This is a genomic window from Clostridium sp. MB05, from assembly GCF_046581255.1.
GTDB lineage: Bacteria > Bacillota > Clostridia > Clostridiales > Clostridiaceae > Clostridium.
This window is the reverse complement of the sequence record NZ_CP174370.1, coordinates 3,902,009-3,926,876: the sequence shown is the minus strand read 5'-3', so window position 1 is coordinate 3,926,876 and position 24,868 is coordinate 3,902,009. Positions and strand designations below refer to the sequence as shown.

The 24,868-nt window shown below is 27.4% G+C and carries 22 protein-coding genes; 19 read left to right on the top strand and 3 right to left on the bottom strand.

Annotated elements, in window-relative coordinates; all coding sequences use genetic code 11:
- Positions 1-2: 2 nt before the first annotated feature.
- Positions 3-890, bottom strand: a complete 888-nt coding sequence (locus tag ACH36K_RS18450) for a LysR family transcriptional regulator (RefSeq protein ID WP_411169032.1) — start codon at positions 888-890, stop codon at positions 3-5.
- Positions 891-1,027: 137 nt separating this feature from the next.
- Between ACH36K_RS18450 and ACH36K_RS18445 the strand changes: the two genes are divergently transcribed.
- Positions 1,028-2,134 carry an ABC transporter substrate-binding protein gene (locus ACH36K_RS18445; protein ID WP_411169031.1) on the top strand — a complete coding sequence of 369 codons (1,107 nt, stop codon included), beginning with the start codon at positions 1,028-1,030 and terminating at the stop codon, positions 2,132-2,134.
- Here the strand turns inward: ACH36K_RS18445 and ACH36K_RS18440 are convergent.
- A complete protein-coding gene (locus tag ACH36K_RS18440) occupies positions 2,131-3,252 on the bottom strand; it encodes a glycosyltransferase family 4 protein (RefSeq protein ID WP_411169030.1) in 1,122 nt (373 codons plus the stop codon). The two genes, ACH36K_RS18445 and ACH36K_RS18440, sit on opposite strands and share 4 nt — an antisense overlap.
- A gap of 153 nt (positions 3,253-3,405) precedes the next feature.
- Between ACH36K_RS18440 and ACH36K_RS18435 the strand changes: the two genes are divergently transcribed.
- From ACH36K_RS18435 to ACH36K_RS18425, 3 genes are read left to right on the top strand one after another with little or no spacing between them, the layout of a single operon-like run.
- Complete coding sequence (locus tag ACH36K_RS18435) at positions 3,406-4,401, top strand: CotS family spore coat protein (RefSeq protein ID WP_411169029.1); 996 nt, start codon at positions 3,406-3,408, stop codon at positions 4,399-4,401.
- A gap of 9 nt (positions 4,402-4,410) precedes the next feature.
- Positions 4,411-5,163, top strand: coding sequence for a hypothetical protein (locus tag ACH36K_RS18430; protein WP_411169028.1), 753 nt, complete (start codon positions 4,411-4,413; stop codon positions 5,161-5,163).
- Positions 5,164-5,178: 15 nt separating this feature from the next.
- Complete coding sequence (locus tag ACH36K_RS18425) at positions 5,179-6,225, top strand: CotS family spore coat protein (protein ID WP_411169027.1); 1,047 nt, start codon at positions 5,179-5,181, stop codon at positions 6,223-6,225.
- 62 nt (positions 6,226-6,287) lie between these two features.
- Here ACH36K_RS18425 and ACH36K_RS18420 read toward each other — a convergent pair whose 3' ends face one another.
- Complete coding sequence (locus tag ACH36K_RS18420; protein WP_411169026.1) at positions 6,288-7,406, bottom strand: glycosyltransferase family 4 protein; 1,119 nt, start codon at positions 7,404-7,406, stop codon at positions 6,288-6,290.
- A 105-nt stretch (positions 7,407-7,511) separates the two neighbouring features.
- Here ACH36K_RS18420 and ACH36K_RS18415 point away from each other — a divergent pair, with 105 nt between their 5' ends.
- The 15 genes from ACH36K_RS18415 to ACH36K_RS18345 all read left to right on the top strand — a co-directional run bounded on the left by ACH36K_RS18415 (position 7,512) and on the right by ACH36K_RS18345 (position 24,861).
- Positions 7,512-8,513, top strand: a complete 1,002-nt coding sequence (locus ACH36K_RS18415) for a CotS family spore coat protein (RefSeq protein WP_411169025.1) — start codon at positions 7,512-7,514, stop codon at positions 8,511-8,513.
- A gap of 86 nt (positions 8,514-8,599) precedes the next feature.
- Positions 8,600-9,490: a sporulation peptidase YabG gene (yabG, locus tag ACH36K_RS18410; RefSeq protein ID WP_411169024.1), complete on the top strand. Its 891-nt coding sequence runs from the start codon at positions 8,600-8,602 to the stop codon at positions 9,488-9,490.
- Between the two features lie 259 nt (positions 9,491-9,749).
- The gene (locus tag ACH36K_RS18405; RefSeq protein ID WP_322413704.1) at positions 9,750-9,986 is read left to right on the top strand and encodes a Veg family protein; all 237 of its coding nucleotides are present in this window, start codon (positions 9,750-9,752) and stop codon (positions 9,984-9,986) included.
- Between the two features lie 375 nt (positions 9,987-10,361).
- Positions 10,362-11,945, top strand: coding sequence for a DUF3794 and LysM peptidoglycan-binding domain-containing protein (locus ACH36K_RS18400; RefSeq protein ID WP_411169023.1), 1,584 nt, complete (start codon positions 10,362-10,364; stop codon positions 11,943-11,945).
- Between the two features lie 144 nt (positions 11,946-12,089).
- The gene (locus ACH36K_RS18395; RefSeq protein ID WP_411169022.1) at positions 12,090-12,926 is read left to right on the top strand and encodes a cyanophycinase; all 837 of its coding nucleotides are present in this window, start codon (positions 12,090-12,092) and stop codon (positions 12,924-12,926) included.
- Positions 12,907-15,531: a cyanophycin synthetase gene (cphA, locus tag ACH36K_RS18390; protein WP_411169021.1), complete on the top strand. Its 2,625-nt coding sequence runs from the start codon at positions 12,907-12,909 to the stop codon at positions 15,529-15,531. The genes ACH36K_RS18395 and cphA overlap by 20 nt, the downstream gene beginning before the upstream one ends.
- A gap of 121 nt (positions 15,532-15,652) precedes the next feature.
- Positions 15,653-16,495 (top strand): 4-(cytidine 5'-diphospho)-2-C-methyl-D-erythritol kinase, encoded by an 843-nt coding sequence (ispE, locus tag ACH36K_RS18385; RefSeq protein WP_411169020.1) that lies wholly within the window; start codon positions 15,653-15,655, stop codon positions 16,493-16,495.
- A gap of 60 nt (positions 16,496-16,555) precedes the next feature.
- The gene (gene spoIIR / locus ACH36K_RS18380; protein ID WP_411169019.1) at positions 16,556-17,209 is read left to right on the top strand and encodes a stage II sporulation protein R; all 654 of its coding nucleotides are present in this window, start codon (positions 16,556-16,558) and stop codon (positions 17,207-17,209) included.
- Between the two features lie 92 nt (positions 17,210-17,301).
- Positions 17,302-18,291, top strand: coding sequence for a tRNA 4-thiouridine(8) synthase ThiI (locus tag ACH36K_RS18375; RefSeq protein ID WP_411169018.1), 990 nt, complete (start codon positions 17,302-17,304; stop codon positions 18,289-18,291).
- Positions 18,292-18,304: 13 nt separating this feature from the next.
- On the top strand, positions 18,305-18,721 hold the full coding sequence (locus ACH36K_RS18370) for a DUF1934 domain-containing protein (RefSeq protein ID WP_411169017.1): 417 nt from the start codon (positions 18,305-18,307) through the stop codon (positions 18,719-18,721).
- Positions 18,722-18,854: 133 nt separating this feature from the next.
- Positions 18,855-19,157 (top strand): hypothetical protein, encoded by a 303-nt coding sequence (locus tag ACH36K_RS18365; RefSeq protein ID WP_411169016.1) that lies wholly within the window; start codon positions 18,855-18,857, stop codon positions 19,155-19,157.
- A gap of 172 nt (positions 19,158-19,329) precedes the next feature.
- Positions 19,330-20,934, top strand: coding sequence for a CTP synthase (locus tag ACH36K_RS18360; RefSeq protein WP_411169015.1), 1,605 nt, complete (start codon positions 19,330-19,332; stop codon positions 20,932-20,934).
- A gap of 128 nt (positions 20,935-21,062) precedes the next feature.
- Positions 21,063-22,814 (top strand): sensor histidine kinase, encoded by a 1,752-nt coding sequence (locus tag ACH36K_RS18355; RefSeq protein ID WP_411169014.1) that lies wholly within the window; start codon positions 21,063-21,065, stop codon positions 22,812-22,814.
- Between the two features lie 11 nt (positions 22,815-22,825).
- Complete coding sequence (locus ACH36K_RS18350) at positions 22,826-23,575, top strand: response regulator (RefSeq protein WP_411169013.1); 750 nt, start codon at positions 22,826-22,828, stop codon at positions 23,573-23,575.
- A 203-nt stretch (positions 23,576-23,778) separates the two neighbouring features.
- On the top strand, positions 23,779-24,861 hold the full coding sequence (locus ACH36K_RS18345; RefSeq protein ID WP_411169012.1) for a BMP family lipoprotein: 1,083 nt from the start codon (positions 23,779-23,781) through the stop codon (positions 24,859-24,861).
- The last annotated feature ends 7 nt before the right edge of the window (positions 24,862-24,868 follow it).

Genomic DNA, 24,868 nt, shown 5'->3' with positions numbered 1-24,868 from the left:
ACTTAGGATAAGTAACCCTTTAATATGTTATTTAATGATTTAATAAAGTCTGAATTAGTTTTATAAAATGATTCAGTATAGCTTATGTATATTGGAAGTGAAACTGAAAAGTCTTCTATTTTAATTCTCTTTATATTAGTTGTAGAGCAGTAGTTATTATATATACTCATAGGTATAAAAGCTACAGCTTTACTTGATAATACGCCATTTAAAGCCGAAAAATAAGAATTAGAACTATAAAGAATATTTACATGCTCTAAATCTTCTTCATTAAAGTTTAAGGCTGAATATAGTGAATTTTTTAAGCAACTTTTATTAAAAGTAAATATTAGTGGCAAATCAAATAGCTGTTCCTTTTTTATAGTGTTAATTGGGAAATTAGAATTGCTTATCAAAACGATTTCGTCAAATCCTATTTGCTTTGTTATAATGCCTTCAAATTCTTCAGGCTTTTTATAACATATATAAATATCACAAATATTATTAGGTAAATTCATGTTTGAACAGCATTCAATAGTATCTGAATTTATTGTGTAGAAATCATATACTTTTTTCAGCTTAGATATAGCTACTGGTAAAATAGTCAGACTTATTGATTCCACAGCTTCAATTGATATGTATTTTTTTTTATTAATAGAGCTTAATATCTCTTCTTGCATTTTATTATAAGCACTAAGTATAGTTTCGCAATGCTTAAATAGAATTTCTCCTTCAGTAGTTAGGGTAACACCTTTATTACTTCTATTTAATAGTTTTACATTTAACTCATTTTCTAATTTTAGTATTTGTTGACTTAGTGCAGATTGGGATAGATGTGCATTTTTCGCTACAGTTGAAATACTTTTAGAATTAGCAACTTGGAAAAAATAATTTAAATTATCTATATGCATAACAATCTCCTAACTAATAATCTGTGTATTTAATTATTATAGTATAATAATCTTTAGAAAGCAAAATTATTTAATATTAATAAATGTATAGGAATAGAGTATAATTTTATTAGATATAATTTTAGGATGTGTTAAAAATGAAGATTAGAAAGAAAATAATAGTTTATTTATTAATAATAGTATTTATTATGGGAGGAATAAGTGTATTTATAAGTAAATCTAATACTAGTTTAATAAAAGGAGATATAGTTATATGGACAAACGATAAGTATTTTTCCTATTTTAATTCCATTTCAAGGGAATTCAAAAAGAATAATAAAAGAGTTAATATAGAAGTAGTTAGTATAAAAGAAGAGGATTATCTAGATAAAATTTTAAATACAGAAAAAAAATTGTTACCTAATATAGTTCATTTAAACTTTATGGAGATAGAGAATATAAAGGATAAAATTAATTTTACAGCTGAGAATAAAGAAATAATAGAAACATATAGTAAAAACTTTAATAAAAGTAGGCTGCAAGAAGTGAAAATAGATGACAATTACTACGCAGTTCCTTTTACATCTAATCCAATAGGGTTGTTTTTAAGAAGTGATATATTAAGCAAATTTGGATATAGTATAGAGGATGTTAGTACTTGGGAGCAATTATTAAAAATAGGAGGCGATATATATAATAAGAGTAATGGTGAAATAAGTATATTCTCAAGCAAGGATAGAGACAATATAAATCTTTTATTAGCGGCTCAATTAGTAGATTTACAAAATAAAAATTATTCAAATAGGGAAATTATAGATAATATAAATTCAATATATAATAGTAATTTTACGAATGATAATAATTATATATGTAGATTAGATTCTTTAAATTTTTATAAGGAGTTAAATGATTCAAATATAGATGGGGTATGGGAATGTAGGAACCCTCCAACATTTAATATAGGTGAAAATAGATTTTATGATATAGGTGGTGAAAACTTAGTAGCATTAAAAATTGACAATGAAGAAGCTATAAAAAGTTTTATTTCATATGCTGCTACTAATAAAGAGCTACTTTCCAAGGAATTATTAAATTCTAATTTTGTTCCAAGTTCCTTATATTCATTAAAGATAAAACAGTTAAATAAAAATATGGATAATTCAGGAAATAACCCTTTCTTAGTATTAAGTAATATAGTAGAAAGGGCACCTGAAATAACGAACTATGAGCTTTTTAAAGATATAGTTTATGATATATACCATTAGAGCCTAAGTATTTTTTCATAGGCCTCTAATGTTTTCATGGCAGTTTGTCTCCAAGAAAATTGGAGACTTCTTTCATATCCTTTTTTAGATAAATCTAATTTTAGATCATTATTATTTAGTAGATTTAACAAGGCACTTTCAAGATCAGACATATTAAAAGGATTTATTAATATACAAGCATCTCCAGTAACCTCAGGGATAGAAGTTATATTAGAGGTTATAACAGGAGTCATACAACTCATTGCTTCTAATGGGGGGAGGCCAAATCCTTCATAAAGTGAAGGATAAACAAAAGCTTCAGCTCCATTATATAGTGTAGGTAAAAGGGAATCTTCTATAAATCCTGTAAAGAGTATATTTTCCTTGGATGATAACTTTTCTACCATATTAACAAGTTTTTTTCCTTCATCTTTAATAGAGCCAGCTAAAAGCAATATATGAGGCTCTTTTAAATCTTTATTTATTTTATCAAAAGCTAAAATAAGTTCTCTAGCATTTTTACGTGCACTAAATCCACCTATGTATAGTATATATGGTTTATCAAAATTAAATTTTTCTTTAATATAGTTTCTACATTGGGCTCTATCTAATGGTTTAAAATTTGAGTTAGCGGCTAAAGGAGTAACAATTATTTTTTCTTCAGGAATATGATTAAAAAACTTTAAAATATCCCTTTTAGAATACTCAGAAACTGTAAGTATTCCTTTAGAGTTATCTATTATAGAAGGCATATTTCTTAAAAATCTCTCTAAGTATCCTCTACCAGTAGTTTCTGGTAAAGTATATGGAATTAAGTCATGAATAGTAACTATACAATTATTCTCATAATTTTCACAATATCCAATTCCATTTTGAGGAATATGATGAATTTGGATATCATTATTTTTTATGAAATTGGGAAAATAGTAGTTCTCATAAAATCCACCATGTTTTTTAGAGGTAAATATTATTTTACTATTTTCTTTTTTAAATCTTTCATAGTTTTTCCCTGTCCAAAATAATGAATAATTATTTTTCTTATCTATATTAAGCAATTCGGTAACTAGATTTTCTGTATAAGTTCCAATACCAGTTCCGTTATATAAATTGATACCTCTAGCATCTATAGATATTTTCATAGTAATCCTCCTAAAATTATCCTATATATTATAGATATTATGATTTTCGTTATATATAACAGGATATTATTAATAATTTAATTATGTGATAGTAAACACAATAAAATATGTATTTTCATATAATGGCATAGAATAAGTCTTAAGGAGAATTACATGGAGATTTCATATATAAAAAATAAGATTCAATCTGAGTATTCCTTAAATATAGATAGTATAGAAAAAGTTAAAAATAGTTATAGACTTAAAACAAATGAGGGAGAGTACGGTATTAAAGTAGTTAAGTACCAATTTCCTCATTTTTATTTTATATTTTCAGCTATAAAGCATTTGGAAAAGAGAGGTTTTAATAAAATACCTAAAATTATTAGTACAAAAGATGACTTTGGTTATATAAAACTTGGAAATTGTTATGCATATTTAACAGAATGGATTAACTCTAGAAATTGTAGCTATAAAAATTTAGATGATTTAACATTAGCAGCAAAAAAACTTGGGGAATTGCATAAGTGTAGTGAATGCTTTACTTTAAGCGAAAATATGATGCCTAGAATAGGATGGTATTCTTGGATTACTGTGTTTGAAACAAGATGCAATGAAATACTAGATTTCAAAAATAGAATTTATCAAAAAGCTTATAAATCTGAATTCGATAATATATATTTAAATACTATAAATGAAGAACTGGATAGAGGAAAGAAAGCAATAGATGAGATAAAATCAAATAGATATATAGAGATAATGGATAAAGAGGTGCTAAAAAGAGGCTTTTGTCATCATGATTATGCTAATCATAATATATTGATAGATACTAATGGAGAGTTAAATATAATAGATTTTGATTATTGTATGCTAGATTCACATATACACGATTTAGCATCGCTATTAATTAGAAGTATGAAAGATGGAAATTGGAATAACGATAAAGCTCAATTAATATTAGAAAATTACTCTAAAACGCACCCTTTATACGATGAAGAAATAAGACTTATGAAAGGCTTTATTAGATTCCCTCAAGGTTTTTGGCAAATTGGTCTTCAATATTATTGGGAACAGCAACCCTGGGGAGAGGAATTTTTAGTTAATAAGATAAACAAATATTTAAAAGATAGAAATGAAAGAGAAAAATTTGTTGATAATTTCTTTAGTTGAGGTGATGAAATGCAAAGTTTAGAACTAAAGTCATATCTAGAAGAAAAAAATATTTATATAGTAAATGACAAAGTAAATCAATCTAAGTATAAAAGTTCTGAGGATATATTGAAACAAGTTGAAAATATAATTTGTTTTCATAATAAAATAGGGGAATATAAGGAAAATTTATTACCTAGAATAGGAGCTTCTATTGGAAGAGAGATTGATAATTATACGGCACAGATATTTTTAATTAGTAAGTATCTTAAAGAAATAGAAAATAAAGATAGTTTAAATTCAATAGATTTTTATTTAATAAAAAATGGAGAACTCTTGCTAAATAAAGGTAAGAAAGCATTAAATCATTTATACTCTAATAACTATAGAAAATTAATTGAACGAAGTATGAAAAACTATGAAATTTGCTTAAGTAGAGTAGATGAAAGTAATTTAACTGTATCAGATGATAATAAAATATTTATAGGAACTATAAAATATTTAACATACAACATTAAAGAACATGATATATATTCATATATAAAGAAAATGAAGAGAAAAGATATAGATATAAGTATAGAAAAAATAATAGATTTTTATGTTAATGAGGAAAATTTAGGAGTTGATAGCAGAGAATATTTAAGGGCACTAAGTTCTTATCCAAATGAGGAACTAAGGGTTTTAGAAAAATATATAATTGGAAAAACAAAGTTGAGTGAAAATGAAGTTTTAGAGAGCTTAAGTAAAGCAAAGAGTATGGATTTTAGGTGTTTAATAATTTAATGGGGGATCTAAGAAATGAATAAATTTAGATATGTAGATAAGGATATATTGTGTCAATATGACTTAAATGAAGAATTTTTAGGAAAACTATCCTTAGAGATAGAAGATATAATACCACTAAGAAAGGTATTTGTTTTACTAACTAATAAAGGGAAGAAGATATTAAAGATTACAGATTCAAGTGAAGACAGAATAAAATTTATAAATGAAGCCCTAAAATATATATCTGAAGAATATAGTGATGTACTTAGTTATTATATAAGTGACAAAGGAGATATAACTTATAAATTTGGTGATAAAACTTATGTATTATTAGATATGATAGAAGGAAGAGAGGCTACATTTACTAATCCAGTAGAAATTGAAATGTGCTCAAAAAGTATAGCAAGTATGCATAAAGCTTCAAAGGGAATATTTAATAAATTAAGTGGAGAAGTTATTAAGGGAAACTTAGGAGAATATTTACCATATCAATTTAGTAAAGCTAAGGAAGATTTGGTGAGTATTAAAGGATATGTTGAAAGATTTAGGCATAAAAGTGAATTTGATAAAATATTTTTAGAGAATGTAGATAGCAATATTAATCAAATACAGAAATCTATGGAGCTTTTAGCTATGTGTGAATATAATTTCATTTTAGAAGATTATAATAAAAGAGTTCTATGCCATAATGACTTAGCGCATCATAACTTTATCGTTGATGGAGATAAGATTAAAATAATAGATTTCGATTATTGTAAAATAGATACTAGATCAATGGATATAGCTAACTATTCTATTAAGGTAATAAAAAATAGTTGCTACGAAATTAATAAGTTTAAATCCATAATAGATTCATATAATTCTATAGAAAAATTAGATAAACAAGAGATAAAATTAATATATGCAATTTTATGTTTTCCAAAAGACTTTGTTACAATATCAAGAGATTATTACTATAAACAAAAGAAATGGGAATATGAAGTATTTATAAATAGGCTAAAGGATAAGATTAGCAATGAAAATTATAGGTTAGATTTCATAAATAGTTTTATATTAGAGATGAATGAATATTTTTATTAATAAACTAAAAGGACATCACTTATTATCTTAAGAAGATGTCCTTTTAGTTTTGCTTTATTATTTTAAGATTTAATAACTTTTTCATAAGCTTTTAAGGTAGTTTCAGCAGTTATATTCCAAGAGTAGTTAGAACTCTTAACAAGTCCTTGCTTAATCATTTCTAACCTAAGTGAATCATCTGTCAAAACTTTTTCTATTGCACAAATCAACTCATCTATATTATAGGGATTGATAAGTAGAGCTGAATCATTACAAACTTCTGGGAGAGAAGTTACATTAGAAGCTATCACAGGTGTGCCACAAGCCATGGCTTCTAGTGGAGGCAATCCAAAACCCTCATAAAAGGATGGATATGCCAATAATTCAGATGCATTATAAAAAATAGGCAAACTTTCAAGGGGAATGAAATCAGTAAAAATAACTTCATTTTCTATATCAAGGTCTATAGTTCTTTTTTTGTATATTTCATATGAAATTCCCTTTTTCCCTGTTATAACTAATTTTAAGTTTCTTTTTATGCTTTTAGAAATAAGAGAAAAAGCTTCTATAAGTCCTAATATATTTTTTCTAGGGCTGAATCCACCTACATAAAGAACAAAATCATCCTTTATGCCATATTCCTTTTCGATTATTTTCTTGCATTCATACTTATCTAATGGTCTATATATATCCTCAGCAGCAAGATGTGTAACAAAAATTTTATCTTGTGGAAAATTAAACTCTTTTGATATATCTTGCTTTGAAAATTCAGAAACTGTTAAAATACCATCACAATCATTTATTATTTTAGGTAGTTCGTTATTAAATATATACAGATATCTATCACTAACGGTTTCTGGCATTCTCAATGGGATTATATCATGCAATGTAATAATTTTGTGACAATTTATGTGGGGAGAGAGACCAACACCATTTTGAGGGACATGATAAATATCTATATTCGTATCATTTAAAATATTAGGAATTCTAACTTCATCCCAAAAGTTAGAATTCGAAGTGGCCTTTACTGGTTCAACTTTAAAATTGTCACTTAAATCTAGAGCTGAATGTTCAGGTAGAAAAACTAAGTAGTCATTAATTTTATCAACCTTATTTATACTGTTTATAAGTTGATAAGTATATGTGCCAATTCCAGTCCCTCTATACCATTTTGCAGCCCTGCCATCTATGCCTATCTTCATGATTTAATCCTTTCACATTGTTTTTAATTTATTATATTAAAGATAGGAATAAAATGTTAATAAAAGAATACATATAGTCATATAAATATAAAGGGGGTGAGCGTTATGATGAGAGAATTTGAAATCGAAAGGCAGTTTGACATTAAAATTGAAGTTATAAAAGCGAATAAAGGAGTTTATTATTTAAAAACTAATAAGGGAGAGAGATGCTTAAAAAAGATAAATTATGGGCCTCAAAAGCTATTATTTGTTTATGGTGCTAAAGAACATTTAATAAATAATGGTTTTAAAGGAGTGGATAAGTATTTTTTAAACATAGACGGGGATCCATACGCCCTAGTTAATGAAGATCTTTATACATTATCAGAATGGATAGATGGTAAAGAGTGTGATTTTCATAACATAGACGAGGTGAAATTAGCATCAAAGACTCTTGCTAGCTTACATGAGGCATCAAAGGGATATGATCCTCCGGAAAATTCTAAGTTAAAGAGTGATTTGGGTAGGTGGACTCACCTTATGAATAAAAGAATAAAATCCTTTGATAAAATGAGAGATATGGTAAGAAAGAAGAATAATAAAAATAATTTTGACTTGCTATATTTAAAATCAATGGAATTCTATAAAGATATAGGTAAAAAGGCTCTAAAAACATTAGAAGAATCAGATTATATTAAGTTATGTGAAATAGCAGAAAGTGAAAAAAGTTTTTGTCACCATGATTTCACATATCACAATATAATTATAGATAAAAATGATAACTGTAATGTTATTGATTTTGATTACTGTAAAAGAGAAGTAAGAACCTTTGATATATCTAATTTTATGATAAAAGTTCTTAAAAGGGTTGATTGGGATATTAATTTTGCTAAAGCAATAATAGAGTCCTATAATGAAGTTTCACCGCTTTTAGACTGTGAGTATAAAGTACTATATGCATATTTACAGTTCCCACAAAGATATTGGAGACTTGCAAATAGGTATTATTATAATGAAGTAAATTGGGGCCAAAATACCTTTGGAAATAAAATAGAATCTATAATAAGTGAACAGGAACTTATGCTTAGATTTTTAGAAGAGTTCAAAAAAGAATATAAGTTAGATTAGAAAAAGTGCCGTGAGCACTTTTTTTATGTACAAATAATTAAAATTCGACATAGGATAATATAAAGCAATATACTAAGAGGTAAAAAATGCAGATAGGAGATTTAGTAGTTAGAAAGTCATATGATAAAGATATCACCTTTAAAATAATAGACATCAAAGAAGATGAAAATGGGAGACCAGTTTATGTATTAAAGGGAATTAGTATTAGAATTATAGCAGATTCAAAAAAAGAAGATTTAGAAAAGGTTGATGGGCAATATATTGGAAGTAAAGAAAAAATATTAAATACAAGAGTTGATGAAGCCATAAAAAAAGCGGTATCAATGAGAGGGGATACAGAAGCTATAAGTAAAATGAATAGCCTAACAAGGGGGAGTAAATCCTCTAAAGTGCAACAAAATAAAGAATTGATATTTGGAAGGCCAGGGAAGATATTGCATATAGATGGTGATAGTGAGTATCTAGAAATGTGCCTTAAAGTTTATAAACAGTTGTCTTTAGAGGCAGTAGGTAGATCTATTCCTGAAAGAAAACAGCCTGAAATAATAGTAGATTTAGTTAAAGAAATAAAGCCTGATATAGTTGTTTTAACAGGACATGATAGTGTTTTGAGAAGCACAGATGACTATTTAAATTTAGATAATTATAGAAATTCAAGATACTATATAGATTCAGTTAAAGCTTTAAGAAATTATAATTCAAGTTATGATGAGCTAGTCATCTTTGCAGGAGCTTGTCAAAGCTGTTATGAATGTATGTTAGATGCAGGCGCTAATTTTGCAAGTTCTCCTAATAGAGTATTAATTCATTGCTTGGATCCGGTATTTGTATGTGAAAAAATAGCATACACAAGAATTGATAAAGTTGTATCTATAATAGAGGTTATAGATAATACAATTACAGGAATAAAAGGAGTTGGAGGATTGCAAACCAGGGGGAAGTATAGAGAGGGATACCCAAGATCTCCATATATTTAAAAATATTTTAACTAATTAAAAATCTACTGAAATCTCAGTAGATTTTTAATTTCTGCACTAAAATGTGACTAATTTCTTAGAAATATATATAAAATGTATAAAAAAATTAAAGATAGGTATAATAGTAAATGTATATTAGAGGGTTAAAAAAGGTAAAAGTTTACATTGACAACTTATATTAAAGGTGATAAAATATAAATTTTATTTGACAAAAATAGGGTTTGGGTGTATAATATAATTAAGAAAGAAGGTGTTTATGATGGAAAAAGTAAAGACTATCGCCGCTATAAAGAGGGATATAGAAGATCATATAGGGGATAAGGTTACTCTAAAAGCAAACGGTGGAAGGAAAAAGATCCTAATAAACAACGGAGTAATAGAAAGTGCTCATCCAAGCATTTTTGTAGTAAGGCTAGAAAATGATATTCAAAGGACAGTAACATACAGCTATTCAGATGTATTAACAAAGACAGTACAATTATATTTTGCTTTATAGAGAATAGAGCTTCGAAAAAACGAGGCTCTATATTTTTTTGTAAAAATATAAAAAAAGAAAGATGGTGGGTTTCCATCTTTCAACTATGGTATAAAAGGGTATTGAGAATTTATGAGAGGTTATATGGTCAATAACCATATTTATAATACGACATATTTTAATATATGTCAACATTTTATTTAAAAAAAAGTAAAAAAAACTTAAATTATAATTATAATTCGACATTTATCAATATAATCAATCCCATAATGTAAATAAGAGTAGTAAAATTGTTGAATTTTGAGTTTTTTATTTTAGAAACATTATATAAAAGTTTGAATAAATATATAGCGTTAGAAATATATTTGATAATAGGTATTGTATGGGAGGGATTATATGTCACAAATAGATGTAATAAAAGAAGTCGTTCATTATGAACAATTACTTAGGGAAAACTTAACAAATCATGTACTAAAAGGAGAATATTTAATAAGAGATTCACAATACCCTGATATGAAACAAGTATTGGGGGTAGATGCAAAAGCTACTATAACAAATAAAGAGACTCTTGGAGACAAGGTTATGGTAGAAGGTCAGTTAAATTTTTTAGTATTTTATTTACCAAAGGATGAAGCTATATCAGAATCTCCATCAAATAAAATACACTCAGTTATTTTTACTGATAAATTTGCCAACTATCTTGATCTTAATAATGATGAACATAATATATTATGCGATGTTGAGTGTGAGATAGAACATATTGAAGCTAATTGGATGAATGAGAGAAAAGTGGGACTTGACGGTATAATGACCTTGAGGTGGGAAGTATACAAGGATGGAGAATTTGAATATGTAAAAGATATAGAAGGCAAAGGAGATATACAAACTCAGAAAAAAGAAGAAATGCTTAACGGAGTAAAGGGAGAAAAAGAAGTAGATCTAATGGGTAAATCTATGTTAAAAGTAACAATGGATAAGCCTGAAATAGAAGAAGTATTAAAATGTTCTATGAATCTTCATAAAAAAGAAATAAAGGTTGTAGAAGATAAAGTATATGTTGGATGCTATTGTAGAATTGAGCTTCTATATAAGGGGAAAGAGAATAAAGAACTTGTAACTTTACAAGATGATGTTTATTTATCAAAAGAAGAAGAAATGCCAGGAATATCAGGTGATATGCTTAGTTCATTAAATATGAATATCAAAGATCATCAATATGCTGTTAATTTAGATGACTTAGGGGAAAATAGAGTAGTTGATATAGAGTTCTTGATTAAGGGAAATGTGAAGGTTTATTCAAAGGATAAAATAGAAATGCTGAAGGATGCATATTGTCCAACTATGAATATTGACTTGGAAAAGGATGCAAAAGAGTTTGGAGCAATACATTCGATAACAAATATGGAATCCATGGTTAAAGATAACGTTGAATTAAGCGGTAAAGATGATAGATTAGAACAAATTATAAGTGTAACAGGAACTCCTTTTATAACAGATAAAATGGTTGAAGATAATAAGGTTAAAGTTGAAGGCGTAGTTAAGATATTAGCTATTTATAAGCTTGCAGGAGATGAATTAAATTACGGAATAGCAAATGGAGAAATCTCCTTCATTACAGCAGCTGATATAAAAGATGCTAAAAAGGGAATGAACGCTTTAATTAAGGTAACTTTAGAAAATATAGATGCTAGTATAGAAGGTAATTCAATAGCTGTAAAAGCTAATGTTGGATTAACTATTAAGCTTTGTTATAAAATGAATAAAGAGTGTGTTGTGGGTGTAGTTGAAGGCCCTGCAGAAGCAAAAGATAAAAAGGCTTCAGTAACCATATATGTTGTTGGTGAAGGAGATACTTTATGGAGTTTAGCAAAAAAATATAACACCACTATGGATGAATTAAGTAAATTAAATGAGTTAGATATAAATCAAAACATAAAACAAGGAGATAAGTTAATAATACCAGGAAGAGCTATATTTTAATATTTAAACCTAGATGAGGATGGAAATCTTTTGGATTTTCATCCTCATTTTTAGTTATATCTAAAAATGGCCTCTTAATTACTTTTAATGAATAAGATTATGTGAGTGTGGATAAAATAAAGATGCATGATAAGAGGTGAGTTTATGTCAGAAAAAATTAAGGGAGATTTAATAATAATTGGAGGGGCGGAAGACAAAGAGGGAGATAAAGAAATATTAAAAAAGGTTTGCAGCTCAATAAATAAAGAAAAAGATGTTATTTTAATAGCCACAATAGCAACAGAATACCCTAATGAAGCTTTAGATAAATACACTAAGGTTTTTAATGGGTTAGGAGTTATAAATATAAAAGGATTAAATATAAAAGAAAGGTCAGATTCCTTAAATAAAGAAAACATTAAGATCATAGAGCAAGCGTCACTTATATTTTTTACAGGAGGAGATCAATTAAGGATAACAAGCTTAGTAGGAGGAACTCCTATTTATGATGCTTTAAAAGAAGCAAGTGAAAGAGGTTGTATAATAGTTGGTACATCTGCAGGTGCATCTGTTATGAGTGATACTATGATTGTTAAAGGAGATGATGAAGAGTCTCCTAGAAAATGCACTTTAAAAATGGCACCGGGATTAGGTTTTGTTAAAGGTATAATGATAGACCAACATTTTGCTCAAAGAGGAAGAATTGGTAGGTTATTAACAGGAATAGCTCAAAATCCTGAGGTTTTAGGAATTGGTATAGACGAAGACACGGCAATAGTTGTGAAAGATACTGGAGAAACTCAAGTTATTGGAACTGGAGCTGTATATTTTTTAGATGCTAGAAATATAACTCGTAGCAATGTATCAGAGCAATATTCAGATGAAGTATTAAGTATGTTTAACGTTAGTTTACATGTATTAAAGGAAGGAGACAAATTTAATCTCCTAACTAAGTTACCTTTTGAGGAGGAAAATTGTAAAGATGAAAATAATAGAGACTAAAGTCTTTAAAGGAAAAAATATTTATTCTCATAAAAAATGTATAAGGATAGATGTTGATTTAGAGGGATATAGCGAAACTCCAAGTAAGGATATAGAAGACTTTAATGAAAATTTAATTAATATGATTCCTGAATTAAATACTCATAGATGTGGTATTGATGAAGAAAGAGGTTTTGTAAAAAGACTAAGAGAGGGAACGTATTTAGCTCATATATGCGAGCATATAATAATAGCTATACAAAATAAATTAGGAATAGATATACACTATGGGAAATCTAGAGAAATAAAAAATGATCATTATTATTTAGTCTATCAATATATATATGAAAATGTTGCTTTAGAAACAGCTAAGCTTTCAATAGATATAATAAATGCTTTAATAAAAAAAATACCAATAAATTATGATGAAAGAATAGAGCTTTTAAAAAGTATTTTAAAAGATGAGATTATGGGACCTAGTACAAGGTCTATATGTGACTATGCTTGTAAAGTTGGATTACCAATTACTAAACTTGGAACTGGAGATTTTTATCAAATAGGATATGGTAAGCAAGGTAGAATAATTGAAGCATCAATTGGGTCAAATACAAGGTGTGTATCAGTAGATATATCTTGTGATAAGATGCTAACTAAGGAATTATTAAGAACACAAAATATTCCTGTTGCAAGAGGTGCAAAAGTTAATAATATAATAAGCTTATTAAAAGAAGCAGAGAATATGGGATATCCAGTTGTTTTAAAACCTCAATATGGAAATAAGGGAAATGGAGTAATATTAAATATTAAGAATGAAAAGGAACTATTAGTAGCTTATAAATCATTGCAAGAAAAGTTTAAAGATCTAATTATAGAAAAACATCATAAGGGGAATGATTTTAGAGTTTGTGTAATAAACTATAAAGTTGTAGCAGTATCATTAAGAGTTCCACCTTGTGTAGAAGGTGATGGAAAAGATACAATATTAGATTTAATAAATAAATTAAATGATAATCCTGATAGAGGAGAAGATCATGAAAAGCCCTTAACTAAGGTTAAAATTGATGATGAGGTTATTAAATGTATAAATGAGCAAGGAAAAGAATTGAATCATATATTAAGGGTTAAAGAGAAAATATATTTAAGAAAAAATGCTAACCTATCTACAGGTGGAGAAGCTATAGATTGTACCGATGTAATATGCGATGAAAATATTAATTTGTGTATAAGAGCAGCTAAGGCATTAAATCTTGATATTTGTGGTATAGATATATGTGCTGAGGACATATCTAAACCTATTTTTAATAATGGTATAATAATGGAAGTTAATGCAGCTCCTGGTTTAAGAATGCATCTTAATCCAAGTAAAGGTAAGGCAAGGAATGTGGGAAAAGAAATAGTAAATATGCTATATGACGGTAAGCCTTTCAATATCCCAGTTATATCTGTAACAGGTACAAATGGGAAAACAACAACTACAAGAGTTATAAGTCATACCTTATCTAAGATGGGATACAGTATAGGAATGACAAGTACTGATGGTATTTATATAAATAATGAATGCATTGATTGCGGAGATGATACTGGGTTTGAAAGTGCAAAATCAGTACTATTAAATCCTGATGTAGATATTGCTGTTTTAGAGACAGCAAGAGGTGGAATGATAAGAAAAGGGCTAGCTTATGATTTAGCTGATGTAGCAGTAATTACAAATATAAGAGATGACCATTTGGGAATTGATGGAGTAGATAGCATGGAGAAACTCTGCTATGTAAAATCTTTAGTTGGAGAAGCAGTTAAAGAATGTGGCTATGTTGTATTGAATGCAGATGATTATTGGAGTAAATCTATTTTAAATAGAATAAAAGCTAATATAATATTTTTTAGTAAGAACTGTAATAATCCTTTATTAAAACAAAATAAGATAAGTAGTATATCTGTATATTTAGAAAATAAAGATATAGTTGTTGTTAATGAAGGTAAAAAGCATATAATATGTAAAGTGGATGAGGTTCCAATAACCTTAGATGGAAAATTAGAGTTCAATATTGAAAATATATTAGCTGTTTGTGGAGCTTTGGTTGGTATGAAAGTAGACTATTGTATGATAAAGAATGGTATTACAAGCTACTTACTAAACTCTGATAAAAACTTAGGGAGATTTAATTGTTATGATGTAAATGGAATTAACGTAATTTTAGATTATGGACATAATTTAGATGGATATAATGCAGTTCTTTCAGCTGTAAGAGATATGAATAGAGGGGCTATATATGGAGTTGTTGGAATACCTGGTGATAGAAGTAACGATATGGCTTTAGATATAGGTAAGATATCATGTGAATATTTAGATTATATAATTGTTAAAGAAGATAAAGATTTAAGAGGTAGAAAAAAGGGAGAAATAGCGGAAATAATAGTTAATGGAATATTAAGTAAAAATAGCAAAAAGAAATACGAAGTTGTATTAAAAGAAGAAGAGGCCTTAGTTAAAGCTCTTAATATAGCTCAAAAAGGAGATACTGTTGTAGTGTTCTTTGAGGATATTGAACCTCTTGTTAGTATTATAAAAGAATTTTCTGATTATAAAGATGAAAAAAGTAATCTAAGTTTTGGTTACACCAATTAGTTGATTAATTATTCCTAGTTTACTATATTATTAAAAAAATATATAATTAAAATAAACTTCAGAGTTAAACTCTGAAGTTTATTTTAAAATATTTATATTATAGTTGAAAGGAAACGAAAGTATGAGAATTAAAGCTTATGCTAAGGTGAATATATCTTTAGATATAATAGGGAAAAGAGAAGATGGATATCATTTATTAGAGATGATTATGCAATCTATAGACTTATATGATGAAATTAGCATAGAAGAACAAAAAGAGGGAATCAATATAAAATGTAATAGGCCTTATGTACCAACAGATGAAAGGAATTTAGCTTATAAAGCGGCTAAGTTATTTAAAGAAACATATAATATAGATAGTGGAGTAAATATATACATAAAGAAAAATATACCTGTTTGTGCTGGATTAGCAGGAGGAAGTACGGATGGTGCAGCAGTTTTGAAAATAATGAACAATTTATTTAATATTAATGCATCCGATGAAGAACTAATGGAATTAGGGTTAAAACTTGGGGCAGATGTTCCTTATTGTATAAAAGGTGGGACTGCTTTATGTGAGGGGATAGGAGAAAAGGTAACTGAACTTACAAGATTTAAAGATAAGATTGTAGTATTAGTAAAACCACCATTTGGAGTTTCAACTAAGAGTGTATATCAAGAATTTAATTTAGATAGAGCCAAAAATCATCCTAATACACAAGTTTTAATTAAAGCTATAAAAAATGATGATTTAAAAACAGTATGCAATAATATGAGAAACTTATTAGAAAACGTAACTTTAAGAAAACATAAAGTTTTAATAAATATAAAAGAGGAAATGAGATATTTTGGAGCAGTAGGAACTATGATGAGTGGTAGTGGGCCTACAGTTTTTGCCTTTTTTGATGATATGCTTAAGGCTCAAAAATGCTTTGAGAAGATGAAAGAAAAATATAATGATGTATTTATTACAAGAACAATTTAATTTATAAGTATAAACCTCCTAAAATATGGTAATAATTTAGCTATGAGGAGGTTTTGTAATATGAAGAAGATTATAGTGGTGATTAGTTTAATGTTTTTTATGTTTGGTATCTCAGGTTGTTCAAGTTCTGTTATTGGACAAGGCTTAGAAGAAGATAGGGAATTAGTTTATGAGGATATAGTTAATGAAATAATAAGATTTCATGTAATAGCTAATAGTGATAGTGAAGAAGATCAAAATTTAAAGTTAAAAGTTAGAGATAAGGTTATAGAATATGTTTCAGGAAATTTAAAAAATTGTCAAGATTTAAGTGAGGCAAGAAAGTTTATTATAGATAATAAAGATAATATAGAATATATAGCTAGAAGTGTAGTGAGCGAGAATGGATATTCTTATGAGGTAACGAGTATGCTTTCAAGAGAAAGTTTTCCAGATAAAGCTTACGGAGATTTAATTTTTCCACAAGGTGAATATGAAGCTTATAGAATTCTTATTGGTGAATCTAAAGGACAAAATTGGTGGTGTGTAATGTTTCCTCCTCTATGTTTTGTTGATGGAACTAAGGATGCTGTTGACTCTAAAAATATTGAGGAAATGTTAATTAATGAAAAAAAATACGACAATAAAAAAAGTAAAAATAAAGATAATAATATAAAATTTAAATCTAAAATTTTTGAGTTTTTATCTAAAAATAATGAAGCAGAGGATAAATAAACTTTAAAAGTTAAAATATAAATGTTGATAAATTTTATTAATAAATTTAAACTATATGATAGATATAAATGTCAAGTTTAGGGGGAAATTAAATGACGAGAGCATTAGCTATGATATCTGGTGGACTAGATAGTATTTTAGCGGCAAAATTAATAAAGGATCAGGGGATAGATGTTATAGGTATTTGCTTTAAATCTTATTTCTTTAGTGAAGAAAGTGCAAAGAAAATGACTAAACAAATAAATATACCACTAGAAGTAATTGATTTTTCTAATGAACATATGAGTATGGTTAAAAAACCAAAACATGGCTTTGGTAAGAATATGAATCCTTGTATAGATTGCCATGCGATGATGATGAATTATTCAGGATATATGTTAAAAAAGTTTAATGCTGATTTTATAATTACTGGAGAAGTGTTAAATCAGAGACCTATGTCTCAAAATAGACAAGCATTAAATATAGTTAAAAAAGAATCAGGCTTTAGTGATAAAATATTAAGACCATTATGTGCTAAAAACTTAGAACCTACTGAAATGGAGTTAAATGGACTTGTAGATAGAGAGAAACTTTTAGATATATCAGGAAGATCCAGGAAAATTCAAATTGAACTAGCAGATAAATGGGGAATAAAGGAGTACCCATCTCCAGCAGGTGGATGTAAGCTAACAGAACCTAATTATGCTGTAAGACTTAAAGATCTACTGTTTAGAAATGAAAATATTACTGAGAATGAAATATCATTATTAAGATATGGTAGACATTTTAGAATTGATGAAAATACAAAGATAATATCAGCAAGAACAGCTGAGGAAGCAAAAGAAATAAAGAAATATTTAGATAAAAATTATACGAGGTTCTTAGTTTCAAATTTCTCAGGATCTTTAGTTGTACTTATTGGGGATGAAACAGAAGAAAATATAGAATTGGGTGCTAGAATAGCAGCTAGATATAGTAAGGGAAAAGATGAAAAAGAAATGGAAGTTAAACATGGAAGCTTTGGAAGTAGATTTACTAAATCCAGAATAGTAAATTCTATAGAGGAAAAAGAACTTTTAAAATATTTAATTTCTGTAAAATAAACGGAGGTAGTAAATGAATAAGAATGCGGTTATATCATTAAAGAGTTTTAATGAATTAGATACAGAAGACGTAATAGAAGTTGTAACACCTGGAGAGTTCTTTGTTACTGAAGATGGATTTAAAGCAGTATATGAGGAAACAGAGATATCAGGTATGGAGGGGACGACAACTATTTTAACAATGTTAGATGATGTATTAATTCTTGAGAGAGAAGGAAGTACTAGTGCAAAAATGGACTTTAAAAAGGGTGAAACATCAATATCCCTATATAATACCCCTTATGGAGTTTTAGATTTACAGATACATACTGAGGATTTAGATATTGCTATTGACAAGAATGGTGGAAATATAGTAGCTAAATATTCTCTTGAACTTGCAGGTCAACCTCCTATAACGACTAAATTAGCTGTAAATATAAAAGCTAATTAATAATTAAAAACCTTAGTAATAAAGCTTTATCTTTATTTGCTTTATCACTAAGGTTTTTATTTTATAATAAAGTGTTCTTATTGAATAAATGCTATGAAATATGGTAATAATATAAAAAATAAGAGGTGATATTGTGAATTGTGCAAATAATTTAGACAAAGCGAGTATAGTTATAAATGTTTTATGTGCACACTTAGGAATTGACGCAACAGAAATGAGTAAAATATTAAAAAAGAAAGAAAATAAATATTTATTTCTTTTGTTATTAAAGAATTATAAATGCCTTGATAAAGAGAAAGTAAAGCAAATGTTAGAAATAATTAGTGATAAGAGCATTAATTATAATATTAATAAAGCTCAAGAAAAGTTATTGATTAATAAGGAGTTTAGAGAAATGTATTTTAAAATAGAAGAGGGTTTAAATAAAATAATATAAAATAAATAACAAAAAAACACTAGATTTTATTGTTTATTTGTGATATTATACTACTTATTGAATTTAGGCATTATAAACCCATCATAAATAGTGAGGTAATTATGATTATATCAAACGGGGGATTTAGTGTCAAGAAAATAAATTAAAAATTTTATTTTTTTGGAGGAATAGTATGAAAACTAAATATGTATTTGTAACAGGAGGAGTAGTATCTTCTTTAGGAAAGGGCATAACTGCAGCATCATTAGGTAGACTATTAAAGAATAGAGGACTAAAGGTTTCTATACAAAAATTTGATCCGTATTTAAATGTTGATCCAGGTACAATGAGTCCATATCAACACGGTGAAGTATTTGTAACAGACGATGGTGCTGAAACAGATTTAGACTTAGGACATTATGAAAGATTCATAGATGAAAATTTAAGCCAAAGTAATAATGTTACAACTGGTAGAATATATTGGTCTGTAATATCTAAGGAAAGAAGAGGAGAATATCTTGGTGGAACTGTTCAAGTTATACCGCATATTACAAATGCTATAAAAGAAAGGGTTTATAGGGTATCTAAAGAAAAAGATGTAGATGTAGTAATTACAGAAATAGGGGGAACAGTTGGAGATATTGAGTCCCAGCCATTTCTTGAAGCTATAAGACAAATTAAATATGAAGTTGGAAGAGAAAATGTATGCTTTATACATGTTACTTTAGTTCCATACTTAGGGAAAGCGGGAGAGTTAAAAACTAAGCCAACTCAACATTCAGTTAAAGAATTAAGGAGTATAGGAATACAACCAGACATAATTGTTTGTAGATCACAAAAGGAGTTATCTGAAGATATAAAATCCAAGATAGGATTATTCTGTAACCTAGAAGCTAGATGTGTTATACAAAATTTAGATGCAGAACATTTATATGAAGTTCCACTTATGTTACATAAAGAAGGATTAGATAGGTTAGTTTGCGAAAAACTTGAACTAGGATGTAGAGATATAGATAATTCTGAATGGATTGATATGGTTCAAAAAGTAAAGAACTTAAAAGAACATGTTAAGATAGCTTTAGTTGGTAAATACGTAGAGTTACATGATGCATATATATCAATTGTTGAAGCTTTAAATCATGGTGGTTTAGCTAACAATTGTAATGTAGAAATTAAGTGGATTAATGCAGAGGATGTTAATAGAAATAATAGTAATGAAGCCTTAGGAGATTGTGATGGAATTTTAGTTCCTGGAGGCTTTGGAGATAGAGGAATTGAAGGTAAAATAGAGGCCATAAGATTTGCAAGAGAAAATAAAAAGCCTTTCCTTGGAATATGCTTAGGAATGCAATGTTCAGTAATTGAATTTGCTAGAAATGTATTAGGATATGAAGGGGCAAATAGTGCAGAAATTGATTGTGAAACTAAATATCCAGTAATAGATATACTGCCTGATCAAAAAGATGTAGAAGATTTAGGTGGAACAATGAGATTGGGATTATATCCATGTAAATTAGATGAGAATAGTACAGCTTATAATGTTTATAATGATAAATTAATTTATGAAAGACATAGACATAGATATGAATTTAATAATGAATATAGAAAAGTAATAAAAGAAGCTGGTATGGATATTACAGGAACTAGCCCAGATGGAAGGTTAGTTGAAATTGTTGAAATTAAAGATCATCCATGGTATGTATCTGTTCAATTTCACCCTGAGCTGAAGTCAAGACCTAATAGACCACATCCATTATTTATTGGATTAATAAAAGCTTCATTAATGAAATATAATTAAAAAATGTTGAAAATACTGAGAGATTATAGAACTCTCAGTATTTTTTATTTAAATAATAGATAGACATATATAATATAAATTTAGTAAAATGATTTGTATAAAAGAATGGTAAAGAGGAATAAGAATTTATGAAAATAAAGAGTATAACTTTAAAATTGTGTTTGCTTTTAATTCTATTCATAATAACTATTTCAGTAGTAATAGGAGTTTGGGCAATAAAGGATACTAATAAAATAGTTCAAATAGAAATTGGAAAAATGAATAATGAAATTCTACAAGAAATATCAGATAATATCTCAATACTCTTATCTAATATTGAAGAGATAGGTAATAATATTGTTGAAGATAATAAATTAATTAGTGTATTATCAATTCCTAAGGAAGAAGTAATGAAGAGAGATGAGGATTTTATAAATGCTGATAAGTATGTAGAGGGACTACTTAATGAACAGGTATGGAAATATGGTAAGTATAACATGAAGCCTGAACTATATGTAATTTCTGAAAACGATTTGAATTTTAGTACCTATGCTAAAAATAAATATAACATAAACTCTATAAAAGATGAAATTTGGTATAATGAAATAGTAGAAGCTGATGGGAATACTGTACTTATTAGTACTTTTGAAGATGAAGAGGGTATAGGCCCATACAAATGTATATTTAGAATGGGTAGATTAATAAAGGACTTAATTACAGATGAAACATTAGGCGTTTTAATAATGGATGTAAGTGAAAAAATGTTATATGATAGATATAATAAAATAATAAAAGATGGTAGAAATATATATATAATAGATTTAAAAGGCGATATAATATCAAGTAGAGACAAAAGATTAATAGGTAATAATTATTATAGAGAATTAGATTATGGACAGCATTTAAAAACTGAGGAATGGTACTCTATATTTGAAAGAGACGGTATAAAGTATATGAAAATGGTGTCAACTCTAGACAGGTATGGATGGTCGATAGTAGAAGAAATTCCATTACATATAGTTAGGCAACCTATAAAGCAAATAACACAAAAGTTCTCATTAACTCTAATTTTAGTAATAATTATATCATTTATAGTTATATATAAAATTTCTGTGTGGGTTACTAAGCCAGTTATAAATATAAAAAATACCATGGGAAAGGTTATGAGTGGAGATTTAAAAGCTAAGGTTGAAGTTGATAGAGATGATGAAATAGGTAAATTAGAAGAATCTTTTAACGATATGGTTAAGTGGTTAGATGATTCAATAGAAGAAATAAAGGAAAAAGAGAAGCAAAAACGTATTGCAGAATTAAGCTTTTTACAAGCTCAAATTAATCCTCATTTTTTATATAATACATTAAGTGGTGTTAGATTTTTAGTTTCTATGAATAAAAATGAAGAGGCAGAGGAAATGCTATATAAATTTTCCAAGCTTCTAAGAAATATACTGCCGAGGGCTAGTGAGTTAATTTCTTTAGAGGATGAAATAGAAATAATTAAGACATATGTAGAACTCCAAAAAATAAGATATCCTAATGGATTTACAGTTGATATTGATATAGATAATAAAATAAAAAGTGTGATGGTTCCAGCATTAATATTACAACCAGTTGTAGAAAATGCTATATTTTATAGTATGGAAAGTGAAAATAATAGAGGGATAATAAAAATAAAAGGATATATAGAAGATAAATTTATAAAATTAGAAATAATTGATAATGGCAAGGGTATGAGCAGTAGTCAAATAAATAATTTATTTAACAATAAAGAGTCTATAAATAGAGTTGGATTAATTAACGTACATGAAAGAATACAACTAAATTACGGAAAAGAATATGGAATAGAAGTTATAAGTAAAGAAGGAAATGGAACAAAGGTTATATTTAAATTACCTAAATAAGGAGGATTTATATGTTGAATATATTAGTTGTTGAAGATGAGGCTCCAATAAGAGAGTGGATAGGATATACTATAAAAAATATTTCAGATGAGTTTAATGTAATAGGTAGTGTAAATAATGGTAAAGAAGCTTATGATCTAGCTATAAGTTCCAAGCCAGATGTTATTATAACAGATATAAAAATGCCAATAATGGATGGAATAGAGTTATCTAGAAAAATAAAAGAATTAATGCCAGAAGTATATATAATAATCTTAACTAATTTTGCCGAATTTTCATATGCGAAGGAAGCAATAAGTTGTGGGGTTTACGAATATCTAATAAAATCGGATATTAGACCAAAGGAATTGAAGGAGATACTAAGCAAAATTAATAATAAAATAAAAGTTAAAATTAATAAAAAAGAAGAAGAGGTATTAGACTCCCAAGAAATTATTAAGTCTAAGAAATATTCCAAATCTATAGAAAAGGCCTTAAAGTATATAGATGATAATTATAAGAATCATATTTCATTAATAGATGTGGCTAAACATGTATATTTATCACATGAGTATTTCTCTAGACTTTTCAAAGAAGAAGTTGGTGAAAATTTTAGTACTTACCTAACAATTTATAGAATAAAAAAAGCTAGTGAGCTTATAAAAAAGACAGATATGAAGATATCTCAAATTGCATTAGAGGTAGGATATTCAAATGCAGGATATTTTTCGAAAAACTATAAAAAGTACACTGGAGTTTCTCCAGAGGAAGATAGATATTGATTACATTATAATGAAATGTCAAATAAATTCTGAAAAATCAATATATTACAAGTGTATATTAGAAATTATACTTTAACAGTAAAATTATATCCAAATAATTATAAATAATATCAATATTATTTATATAAAGTAATCGTTTATTTATGTATAATTATATTAACAAAAAAATATTATAGGTTATTATCCAATGCAAAGGAGCGTAAATGATTAAAAAAATAGATACAATATTAATAGTTTCATTAATATTAGCTTTAATAATATTTTTTGCAACATCCTTAGGTGTTAATATGAATAATAATCTAAAGGAAAGAAAAGATTTAGAAACTTTAAAGATAGCAGTAATTTTTACAGGTAGTGGATTGGGTGATAAATCATTTAATGACTTGATCTATGATGGTTTATTAAAAGCTCAAAAGGAGTTAGGTATAGAATTTGATTATGTTGAACCAATATATCCTGAGGAATATGAAAAGAGTCTAATGGAATTTGCGGAAACAGAAGAGTATCAATTAATAATTGCTATTGGTCCTGAACAAGAAAATGATGTGAAAGCGGTTTCAGAAAGATTTCCAAATCAAAAATTTACTTTAATAGACTCTAAGCTTGAAGCAAATAATGTAAGCTCTATTTATACAAGATGGGAAGAACAAGCATTTTTAAATGGTGTTATTTCAGGTATATTAAGCAAAAAAGAGTATGAAGTTAGTGGTTTTATGCCAAAGGCTGGAATAATATTAGGAATGGAAGTCCCTCATTTAAGAGAAGGAGCAATTGGATTTGAGGCAGGATTTAAATATGTTAATCCTGAAGGGGAAGTTATGTCTGCAGTAGTAAACGATTTTAAGAATCCGTTAAAGGCTAGAGAAACTGCACTTTTAATGTATAGTAAAGGTGTTAAATATATTCAACATTTAGCAGGAGCTTCTGGACTAGGAGTATTTTCAGCAGCAAAAGAATCTGGAGGATATGCCTTTGGAGTAGATGAAAATCAGAATTTTTTTGAACCTAATGTTATAATTTCCACAGCTACAAGATATATGAATCAAATTATATTTAATGAAATTAAATATGTAAAGGATAACAGTTGGAATGATGGTGTTCATTTATCGGGATTAAAAGAAGGAATTATAGATATTACTAGAGAAGGGTCGCAAGTGGAATTAGATCCATATGTAATGAAAACAGTTAAAAAAATAAAATCAAAAATAGTAAATGATGAGTTAACTATACCTAAAAGCAAGGAAGAACTTGATGACTGGGTTAAAGTAAATAAATATAAAGATTAAATGGAGG

What these genes read in the sequence shown, in the direction of transcription:
- ACH36K_RS18430 (WP_411169028.1), top strand. Translation starts at nt 4,411, where the DNA reads ATGCAAAGTTTAGAACTAAAGTCATATCTAGAAGAAAAAAATATTTAT.
- ACH36K_RS18360 (WP_411169015.1), top strand. Translation starts at nt 19,330, where the DNA reads ATGAAAACTAAATATGTATTTGTAACAGGAGGAGTAGTATCTTCTTTA.
- ACH36K_RS18400 (WP_411169023.1), top strand. Translation starts at nt 10,362, where the DNA reads ATGTCACAAATAGATGTAATAAAAGAAGTCGTTCATTATGAACAATTA.
- ACH36K_RS18355 (WP_411169014.1), top strand. Translation starts at nt 21,063, where the DNA reads ATGAAAATAAAGAGTATAACTTTAAAATTGTGTTTGCTTTTAATTCTA.
- ACH36K_RS18370 (WP_411169017.1), top strand. Translation starts at nt 18,305, where the DNA reads ATGAATAAGAATGCGGTTATATCATTAAAGAGTTTTAATGAATTAGAT.
- ACH36K_RS18425 (WP_411169027.1), top strand. Translation starts at nt 5,179, where the DNA reads ATGAATAAATTTAGATATGTAGATAAGGATATATTGTGTCAATATGAC.
- ispE (WP_411169020.1), top strand. Translation starts at nt 15,653, where the DNA reads ATGAGAATTAAAGCTTATGCTAAGGTGAATATATCTTTAGATATAATA.
- ACH36K_RS18450 (WP_411169032.1), bottom strand. Translation starts at nt 890, where the DNA reads ATGCATATAGATAATTTAAATTATTTTTTCCAAGTTGCTAATTCTAAA.
- ACH36K_RS18420 (WP_411169026.1), bottom strand. Translation starts at nt 7,406, where the DNA reads ATGAAGATAGGCATAGATGGCAGGGCTGCAAAATGGTATAGAGGGACT.
- ACH36K_RS18375 (WP_411169018.1), top strand. Translation starts at nt 17,302, where the DNA reads ATGACGAGAGCATTAGCTATGATATCTGGTGGACTAGATAGTATTTTA.
- cphA (WP_411169021.1), top strand. Translation starts at nt 12,907, where the DNA reads ATGAAAATAATAGAGACTAAAGTCTTTAAAGGAAAAAATATTTATTCT.
- yabG (WP_411169024.1), top strand. Translation starts at nt 8,600, where the DNA reads ATGCAGATAGGAGATTTAGTAGTTAGAAAGTCATATGATAAAGATATC.
- ACH36K_RS18395 (WP_411169022.1), top strand. Translation starts at nt 12,090, where the DNA reads ATGTCAGAAAAAATTAAGGGAGATTTAATAATAATTGGAGGGGCGGAA.
- ACH36K_RS18350 (WP_411169013.1), top strand. Translation starts at nt 22,826, where the DNA reads ATGTTGAATATATTAGTTGTTGAAGATGAGGCTCCAATAAGAGAGTGG.
- ACH36K_RS18405 (WP_322413704.1), top strand. Translation starts at nt 9,750, where the DNA reads ATGGAAAAAGTAAAGACTATCGCCGCTATAAAGAGGGATATAGAAGAT.
- ACH36K_RS18440 (WP_411169030.1), bottom strand. Translation starts at nt 3,252, where the DNA reads ATGAAAATATCTATAGATGCTAGAGGTATCAATTTATATAACGGAACT.
- ACH36K_RS18415 (WP_411169025.1), top strand. Translation starts at nt 7,512, where the DNA reads ATGATGAGAGAATTTGAAATCGAAAGGCAGTTTGACATTAAAATTGAA.
- spoIIR (WP_411169019.1), top strand. Translation starts at nt 16,556, where the DNA reads ATGAAGAAGATTATAGTGGTGATTAGTTTAATGTTTTTTATGTTTGGT.
- ACH36K_RS18345 (WP_411169012.1), top strand. Translation starts at nt 23,779, where the DNA reads ATGATTAAAAAAATAGATACAATATTAATAGTTTCATTAATATTAGCT.
- ACH36K_RS18445 (WP_411169031.1), top strand. Translation starts at nt 1,028, where the DNA reads ATGAAGATTAGAAAGAAAATAATAGTTTATTTATTAATAATAGTATTT.
- ACH36K_RS18435 (WP_411169029.1), top strand. Translation starts at nt 3,406, where the DNA reads ATGGAGATTTCATATATAAAAAATAAGATTCAATCTGAGTATTCCTTA.